General features: G+C 34.5%; 11 protein-coding genes and 1 tRNA gene. 8 read left to right on the top strand and 4 right to left on the bottom strand.

What is annotated here, in order from left to right:
- From BM157_RS10600 to BM157_RS10590, 3 genes are all read right to left on the bottom strand, one after another.
- Positions 1 to 297 (bottom strand): transposase (locus tag BM157_RS10600; RefSeq protein ID WP_318255788.1); only part of this gene is annotated, 297 nt, incomplete at its 3' end.
- A gap of 86 nt (positions 298 to 383) precedes the next feature.
- Entirely contained in the window at positions 384 to 722 is a 339-nt protein-coding gene (locus BM157_RS10595; protein ID WP_022501231.1) for a P-II family nitrogen regulator, read from the bottom strand.
- A gap of 75 nt (positions 723 to 797) precedes the next feature.
- A complete protein-coding gene (locus BM157_RS10590) occupies positions 798 to 1,340 on the bottom strand; it encodes a hypothetical protein (RefSeq protein WP_090141072.1) in 543 nt (180 codons plus the stop codon).
- Positions 1,341 to 1,747: 407 nt separating this feature from the next.
- Between BM157_RS10590 and BM157_RS10585 the strand changes: the two genes are divergently transcribed.
- The 7 genes from BM157_RS10585 to BM157_RS10555 all read left to right on the top strand — a co-directional run bounded on the left by BM157_RS10585 (position 1,748) and on the right by BM157_RS10555 (position 6,367).
- A complete protein-coding gene (locus BM157_RS10585) occupies positions 1,748 to 2,644 on the top strand; it encodes a DUF2156 domain-containing protein (RefSeq protein WP_090141069.1) in 897 nt (298 codons plus the stop codon).
- Positions 2,645 to 2,692: 48 nt separating this feature from the next.
- Complete coding sequence (locus BM157_RS10580; RefSeq protein WP_022501234.1) at positions 2,693 to 3,190, top strand: hypothetical protein; 498 nt, start codon at positions 2,693 to 2,695, stop codon at positions 3,188 to 3,190.
- A gap of 68 nt (positions 3,191 to 3,258) precedes the next feature.
- Positions 3,259 to 3,681 (top strand): hypothetical protein, encoded by a 423-nt coding sequence (locus tag BM157_RS10575; RefSeq protein WP_055173928.1) that lies wholly within the window; start codon positions 3,259 to 3,261, stop codon positions 3,679 to 3,681.
- A gap of 133 nt (positions 3,682 to 3,814) precedes the next feature.
- Positions 3,815 to 3,887 (top strand) — tRNA-Gln (locus tag BM157_RS10570).
- A 146-nt stretch (positions 3,888 to 4,033) separates the two neighbouring features.
- Positions 4,034 to 4,858 carry a CvfB family protein gene (locus tag BM157_RS10565; protein WP_055173929.1) on the top strand — a complete coding sequence of 275 codons (825 nt, stop codon included), beginning with the start codon at positions 4,034 to 4,036 and terminating at the stop codon, positions 4,856 to 4,858.
- Between the two features lie 172 nt (positions 4,859 to 5,030).
- Positions 5,031 to 5,408, top strand: coding sequence for a RidA family protein (locus tag BM157_RS10560; protein WP_022501237.1), 378 nt, complete (start codon positions 5,031 to 5,033; stop codon positions 5,406 to 5,408).
- The gene (locus BM157_RS10555; RefSeq protein ID WP_055173930.1) at positions 5,399 to 6,367 is read left to right on the top strand and encodes a CPBP family intramembrane glutamic endopeptidase; all 969 of its coding nucleotides are present in this window, start codon (positions 5,399 to 5,401) and stop codon (positions 6,365 to 6,367) included. Before BM157_RS10560 ends, BM157_RS10555 begins: the two co-directional genes overlap by 10 nt.
- Positions 6,368 to 6,507: 140 nt before the next feature.
- Here BM157_RS10555 and BM157_RS10550 read toward each other — a convergent pair whose 3' ends face one another.
- On the bottom strand, positions 6,508 to 6,684 hold the full coding sequence (locus BM157_RS10550; protein WP_022501239.1) for a YjfB family protein: 177 nt from the start codon (positions 6,682 to 6,684) through the stop codon (positions 6,508 to 6,510).
- Positions 6,685 to 6,865: 181 nt separating this feature from the next.
- Here BM157_RS10550 and BM157_RS10545 point away from each other — a divergent pair, with 181 nt between their 5' ends.
- A complete protein-coding gene (locus BM157_RS10545) occupies positions 6,866 to 7,540 on the top strand; it encodes a YitT family protein (RefSeq protein WP_055173931.1) in 675 nt (224 codons plus the stop codon).
- Positions 7,541 to 7,577 lie beyond the last annotated feature (37 nt).

Here is a 7,577-nt window from a genome sequence, read left to right as displayed (position 1 = left end):
ATATTTGCGAACCCATTGATATAACATAGAATCACGAATTCCTGCGTGAATTGCGACTGATTTGTTGGATTCTCCGGAAATCACTCTAGCAACAAGTTCCAATTTTTCTTCAGGGGACCATTTTTTATAAGATCCTTTTGGCTTTAGTGCATCGGGCCCTTGAGCATCTTCAAGATGCATCCAATCATTTAAGTAATGGATAAAACGTTCTCTGGAAATACCTTTAGGAATGTCTGGAACAATCCCTTGGCGATACATCTCTACACATTTCCTTTTAAATTCATAACTATATCGCATAAAAATACCCTCCTTACTGGTTTGTCCAGTAAAGAGGGTACATATCAGTATGCTTTCAGCTCTTATTTATTATAGTCAGGACAGTCCTAAAGAGCATCTTCTCCACGTTCGCCAGTACGAATACGAATGGCATCAGTTACTTCATAGACGAAGATTTTGCCATCGCCATATACACCAGTGTTGATTTCTTCGATAATCTGGTCAATGATTTGTTCGTAGGTTTCATCAGATACAATAGATTCAACCTTTACTTTAGGCAGCAGGTTGCCGCCGAAGTCAACGCCGTTGTATACCTGCTTATGTCCTTTCTGGCTTCCGTAACCCATTATATTAGTAATCATAAGCCCGTGAGCGTTGTTATTGTTAAGAATTACCTTTAAATCGTCAAGTCTTTCTGGACGTATAATTATTTCGAGTTTTTTCATAATTAAGCCTCATTTCTGCGCACGCTTCTAGTGCATAGTGAATTTGTTAAAAATGCATTATTAATATTCATAAAATTAATCTTCATAAAGCTGTTTGCTTGAGCTGTAAACTGTGAAGCAGTAGTATAAAGCACATATTCCAACGAGAGCTTCAACAAGTATTGAATATAAAGAAATTGTTGAACCAAATATCATAAAATGTGCAAATACAGCAGCCGATAAAATAAGCCAGGTCATTTGATAATTACGTGTTACAGCAGATTTCTCCTGAATATTAGATTCCATAATAAGTGCTTCTGTAAAATAATAAGTAAAATAGATTGCAAATATTACAGTTATTCCAAGTGAAATAGTAAGCATTGAGCCAGCAGCTTCCTGCCAGTCAATAAAGTTGATGACCTGTGCGATGACAGAAGCAATAAAGCCGACAATAGCAACAATGCCGGATTTCTTGAATCTGGAGTTACGGTTAATCATTGGAAGTACGCCAATTATAATTAAGAGAAAACCAACGCAGTCATTAGTTACATCAATATTAATATGACCAAATGTTACGTTGAAACGCATAGAAATAATTAATATTCCTACAAGAATTAAAATAATATTTTTTTTGTTCATATTCTGTGTCTTTAAGGAAAAGACATCTCCTTTCGATATAGTCTTTCAATACAATATAATATTTTAGGTAGATTATTTCAATAAAAATTGTATTAAAAAACAGATAATGGAAAGTTTGACAAAGTAAGCTTTCCGTTATTATCAAAAATTGGCTGTTGATATGACACTAAACTGTACTATCTAATGGTATGTAATATAGCAGGAAATATACTATTTTATATACTATAAGTATAGTGTGATATACAATATGGTATATGTCAAATAAAAAAAGAAAAGTTAATTTTAGGGGGGTTTTACAGAGGTTTAACACATAATTTATATGGGGAATAGTTGTTTATTATAAATGTGTGTGCTAGAATGTCAGATAATTATCATAAGCCCTATGTGCTTTAGAAATGGAGATGTGTATGTTAGATTGGAATACTCCAAAGCTTAGTGATAAAGAATGGATAGAAAAGTGCGTAAAAGAGTCACAATATATAGGGAGTGACGCGGCATTTGCCAATATATACCTGTTAAGAAGCAAATATAATATAAAAGTGACATATTATAAGGATTTACTCATAAGATATTATGAGGGGCTTGGCAATAGAAAAGGGTATACCTTTCCATTGGGAAGAAAAGATGTGTTATCCGCGCTTTATGCAATAGAGCAGGATGCTAAGGAAATGAACAGACCATTGGAGTTCTGTTTTGTGACAGAGGAACAGAAAGAAATATTAGAGAATACATTTGCAGGCAGGACAGAGAGTGCGTCAGATGCAGGCGATTATGATTACATATATGGACAGCCAGAACTTTCACTGCTTAGCGGAAGAATATATCATAAGAAGAAGAACCACGTTTCCAAATTTAAAAGGACATATGAGGATTATATGTTCTGTGAAATAGGAAATGGTAATCTTGATGATGTTATGATTATAGAAGAAGAGTGGTATTATGACCGCTTACAGCAGGACGACACTTCTGCAATGAAGGAATATGAGGCAATAAGGGAAGCAGTTGATAATTTTGAAGAATTATCGCTTTCTGGTGGAATTATTTATGCGAATAATGTTCCTGTGGCTATGACAATAGCATCATATATTAATGATGCTGCGGTCGATATACATTTTGAGAAGGCAGTCGGGGAATATGCTGTTAATGGTGGATTTGCCGCGATTAACCAGATGTATGCTTCAACGCTTAAAGATGTTAAATTTATTAACAGGGAAGAAGATATTAACATACCAGGTTTAAGAAAGGCGAAGGAGTCATATCATCCTAAGTTTATGCTTAAAAAATATGGTGTGAGAGTGAAATAAAATGCGTGTAGAATAATATATGCGTAAGAATAAGGAGTAATATACAATATGCTGTCAAAGGTATTATCAAAAGAAACTTGTGCAAAATGCCGTTTTTGCTGTTCGTTTAGAAGGTGCAGTCTTTGGGAAACACCTTTATTTCCTAAAAATGAGTGTGAAAAATTATCAAAGGATAATGAATATGGTGTCAAATCAGATTTTCAGATGCAGGGAGAGTATGGGCAGATGAAGCTTTTACACAAATATTGTACACAGGATAGTGAGGAAGAAGCAGCTTGTGATTACCTTGATGAACATAAGGGATGTATTCTTTCACAAGAGGACAAACCATTTGATTGTAAGATATGGCCTCTTAGAATAATGAGAAAAGGCGACAGGCTTGTAATAGCACTTACACCAACTTGTCCTTCGATAGGAAGAGAGCCGTCAGAGGAGTTAAAAGAGCTTGTTAATAACGGCTTAGGTGAGGTTATATATAATTATGCAAAGGAAAATCCATTTATTATTAAAGAATATAAAGAGGGATTTCCTATAATCATGGGTTAACAAAGTATAAAGCTTGCCCGATATATCAATCGTATGTAGTAAAAAATGATTAGGAAAGGGGTCTGGTTATGACTGTTATAGGAGCAGGAAGTTATAGTATTAAAAGTGTTAATTATAATAATGACATAACTGTTATAAAAGATAATCAGGATACAGACACTAATGTTTCGTCATCCGGCATTAATTCAAAGCTTGATAATGCAGAAGCTGCCAGTGATAAGTCTGTAGATGATGTATATGCAGATGACGAACAGGTTAAGGAAGCTGATAAAACACCAAGACATTCTGATCCTAAGAATTTTACATTTGACTTCAAGAAAGGGAATGAATTCAATCTTGAGGGTGCGACTAGGGATTATGAAGATATTAATGTTAGTAAAGCACTTACAGATATGAAGAAAGATGAAGTTCTTGAACAATATAAGTTCTTTGTAGATTCTCCAAATCTTGGAACTGACACAGATGGAACGGTACGGATTGTAAGGCGTTAAAGGCGGTATTATATGCTTTTTAAGGCACTTAATTTAATCACAGATAAAAAAATTCAAAATTTTCAAAAAAATTCAAAAAAACACTTGCATTTTGTAAAATGATAGTATATAATTCATTTTGTTGTCACGACAATGGGCTTTCGCCAAGTGGTAAGGCACTGGATTCTGATTCCAGCATTTCGGGGGTTCGAATCCCTCAAGCCCAGCTTGTACCCTCGCATTTATTGCGAGGGTTTTTTGTTTAACAGGAAATTCCTATAGAATTTTTTATTGAATATACTTTCGGGCAGGTTTGCACTGCGGCTGTCAGAAAAGTATTCATCGGGGGTTATAATAATTAAAGGAGGCAGTTATGATACAATTGGGTAAAACACAATGTCTTAATATAATAAAGAAGACTGATTTCGGTGTATATCTTGGGACAGAAGATGATAAGGTGCTTCTTCCAAAGAAGCAGGTGCCTGAAGATATAGAGATAGGAGATGCACTTACGGTATTTGTATACAGGGATTCAAGCGACAGGCTTATAGCTACAACTAACACACCTAAGATTGAGTTAGGCGGACTTGCAAGACTTAAAGTGTCAGAGGTAAGCAGTATAGGTGCATTTCTTGACTGGGGACTTGAGAAGAATTTACTGCTTCCTTACAGGGAACAGACAACACACGTTAATACGGGTGATGAATACCTTGTAGCTTTATATATAGACAGGAGCAACAGACTTGCCGCAACAATGAAGGTAAGCAGATATCTTCAGACTACAGATAAGTATGTAAAGGATAGTGCTGTATCAGGAACTGTTATTGGAATTAAGCCAGAACACGGAATATATGTGGCTATTGATGATAAATACTACGGATTTATAACAAGAAATGAAATGTCAGATGATATCAAAATCGGAGATGTAGTCCACGGAAGAGTTATAAAGGTAAGGGAAGATAATAAAATAACAATAAGTATACATCAGAAAGCTTATATACAGATGGACGAAGATTCAACACTTATCTATAATAAGATAGTTGAGCTTGGTGGAAGCCTTGGATTTACAGATAAGGCAGACCCGGAGGTTATAAAGAAGTATTTTAATATGAGCAAGAATGCTTTTAAGAGAGCAGTAGGAAGACTTTTAAAGCAGGAAAAGGTTGTTATTACAGAGAATTCAATAGTTTTAAAATAATAATTGTTCTAAAATGAAAATAATAATAGTTCTAAAACAATATTTCTTGAATAAAGATAACTATTGTTATACAATTTAACCTGATGTGAATGATATATGTGTGATTTCAGATTAGATATGCACAGTTACACATCAACTTTTATATATGCGAAGGCATTAGAAGGAGGATAATATGCAGAAAGTTATTAGTACAGACAAAGCTCCAAGTGCAATTGGACCATACTCACAGGCTATTGAGATTAATGGAATGGTGTATACATCAGGTGTTATTCCGGTTATTCCAGCAACAGGAGAAATTGCTGAGGGCGGAGTAGAGGCTCAGGCAGAACAGGCTTTTAAAAATCTTTGCAATCTTGTAGAAGAGTCAGGTTCAAAGGTTGAGAATATTGTAAAGACAACAGTATTTATTAAAGAAATGAATGATTTTGGAAAGATTAATGAAATTTATAAGAAGTACTTCAAAGAACCATTTCCAGCTCGTTCTTGTGTAGAAGTTGCAAGACTTCCTAAAGATGTATTACTTGAAGTGGAAGCTATCGCATGGAAGTAAAAAAGATTAATTGTTTTATGCCGGTATTGATTGTTTCGTATGTATTTCTTTCATCATTAGTATCATTGCTGATGGTTGTGGCAATTAATCAGCTGGGTATTCATATACCAGGCTGGGTGTCTTACGTTATCAGCGAGGCAGTCATTATTGTAATAGGGCTTATATATATTGCTGTTATGGGAATAAGCATAAAGCGTGATATGCAATATCATATAATTGCATTTAAAGATGTAATTGTTTCTATACTTGCGGGTTATATGATGATACCTATGGTGCTGTTTATTAACAACGTTTCAATGCTTTTTTCAAAGAATTATCTTGAAGCGGCATCACAGACGTTGCTAACATATCCATTTGTGGTACAGATTATACTTATGGCAGTTATACCAGCACTTGTTGAAGAATTCATATTCAGAGGCTTGTTTTATGGAACGTATAGAAAATGCGGAGTATTAAAGGGAGCTCTTATGAGTGGCCTTGTGTTTGGACTATTCCACCTTAATATTAACCAGTTCTGTTATGCATTTGTCATTGGTGTTGTATTTGCGTTTTTGGTAGAGGCTACAGGTTCTATATGGTCATCAGTGCTTGCACATTTTGCGATTAATACTTATTCAATTACGATTATACAGCTTCTTAAGATTACAGGTACTTATGATACAATGCAGGAAGCGGCTGGTGAAACAGTAGTACAGAGTTCGTCAATTTCTATGTTACTGACACTTGCTATGCTTCTTGGAGTATCGATTGGATTTATGTCGCTTGTGTATCTGTGCATTAAGAAAATGGCACAGCATAATGGAAGATGGGAATATATCGTTAATGATGTGAAATCTTTCAGAGTGCAAGAAAATGCTGCGTCAGAACAGTCAGTTCCTCAGCAGAAGATTATGACAGTTCCAGCAATCGTTACAGTTATTGCAGTTGTTATATATATGATTGTAAGTGAAATATTTTAATTGGGAAATTAAATGAGTTAAGATAATTAATAATGAGCATAATTCGTATGCAGAATAATACGCCGTCAGTTATCAATAAAGATAATTGACGGCGTATTATTGGTTTAATGTATCAGATAAAAGGAGTAAGAAATATTCTGTTATATACGAATATCAATATTCTGTCCTAATTCAGGATTAACAGATGCTTCCATCATCTTAGTAAGACTGTCTCCTGATGTCTCAAGAGTGTCAAGAGATTGTCTGAGCACAGCAACCTGAACATCATTCACTACATTGATTGTACTTAAGTTAGTAGATAATCCAGCTATGTCCATATATAAATCCTCTCTTCTTTGGAATAATTAATAGATTAATATAATTATAAGCACATAACAGCCATAATGCAAGGGTAAATAGCTGAATATATATAAAGATACTGCAAAAAATAGTAACAGGACAATAAGCAGGGAGGCTGGATAATAAAGATAATAAGACATAGACCAGGAAATATGGATAATGATAATAAAAGAGAATGTTAAAAATATTAATTTAAAATGGATATATATAATTACAGGAACATTTCTTATGGCAATTGCATATAAAAGCATATATGATTCTGCTGGAATGGTTACAGGCGGAATATCAGGAATAAGTATCATAATAAGAAGATTGTCATTAATTGCAAAGGAAAGCTGGAAGTCGGGGTGGCTTCCGCAATCTGGCATACCGATATGGTTCACTAATATTATTCTTGATATTCCTTTATTCATATGGGCATACTGCAAAAAAGGCATAGATTATATTAAAGATACGCTTGCTGCTGATGCACTGCTTACATTTTTTATGGCAGTACTTCCAGCAGATACAAGAGTAGATGTAAGTTATTTAAAGACTGCCATAATTGGAGGCATAATGGCAGGTGTTGGTATTGGAATGGTATTAAGGACTGAGATTACGACGGGGGGAACGGATCTGCTGGCGGGTCTAATTGTTGAAAGAAGCAGATATTTAAGTGTGGTTGTAATTATGAATATAATTGATGCTCTTATAATAATAGCAGGGGCATTTGCATTTGGAATAAGGGTTACGATGTATGCAATTCTGGCGATTGTTATAACAACTTTTATAGCTGAATTTATTATAAGATGGCATATGAAAGTTAAGAGTTTTGGTGATGTTAGTGAAGATTGATTGAGTAAATTTGTGCAAAATACACATCAATTTAATA

Source organism: [Lactobacillus] rogosae (assembly GCA_900112995.1).
GTDB classification, from domain to species: Bacteria; Bacillota; Clostridia; order Lachnospirales; family Lachnospiraceae; genus Lachnospira; species Lachnospira rogosae.
This window is presented reverse-complemented; position numbering and strand designations above follow the sequence as displayed.

Bases quoted from the DNA above. Each gene is read 5' to 3' on its own strand.
- BM157_RS10595 (WP_022501231.1), bottom strand. From the start codon at position 722: ATGAAAAAACTCGAAATAATTATACGTCCAGAAAGACTTGACGATTTA.
- BM157_RS10590 (WP_090141072.1), bottom strand. From the start codon at position 1,340: ATGAACAAAAAAAATATTATTTTAATTCTTGTAGGAATATTAATTATT.
- BM157_RS10585 (WP_090141069.1), top strand. From the start codon at position 1,748: ATGTTAGATTGGAATACTCCAAAGCTTAGTGATAAAGAATGGATAGAA.
- BM157_RS10580 (WP_022501234.1), top strand. From the start codon at position 2,693: ATGCTGTCAAAGGTATTATCAAAAGAAACTTGTGCAAAATGCCGTTTT.
- BM157_RS10575 (WP_055173928.1), top strand. From the start codon at position 3,259: ATGACTGTTATAGGAGCAGGAAGTTATAGTATTAAAAGTGTTAATTAT.
- BM157_RS10565 (WP_055173929.1), top strand. From the start codon at position 4,034: ATGATACAATTGGGTAAAACACAATGTCTTAATATAATAAAGAAGACT.
- BM157_RS10560 (WP_022501237.1), top strand. From the start codon at position 5,031: ATGCAGAAAGTTATTAGTACAGACAAAGCTCCAAGTGCAATTGGACCA.
- BM157_RS10555 (WP_055173930.1), top strand. From the start codon at position 5,399: ATGGAAGTAAAAAAGATTAATTGTTTTATGCCGGTATTGATTGTTTCG.
- BM157_RS10550 (WP_022501239.1), bottom strand. From the start codon at position 6,684: ATGGACATAGCTGGATTATCTACTAACTTAAGTACAATCAATGTAGTG.
- BM157_RS10545 (WP_055173931.1), top strand. From the start codon at position 6,866: ATGATAATAAAAGAGAATGTTAAAAATATTAATTTAAAATGGATATAT.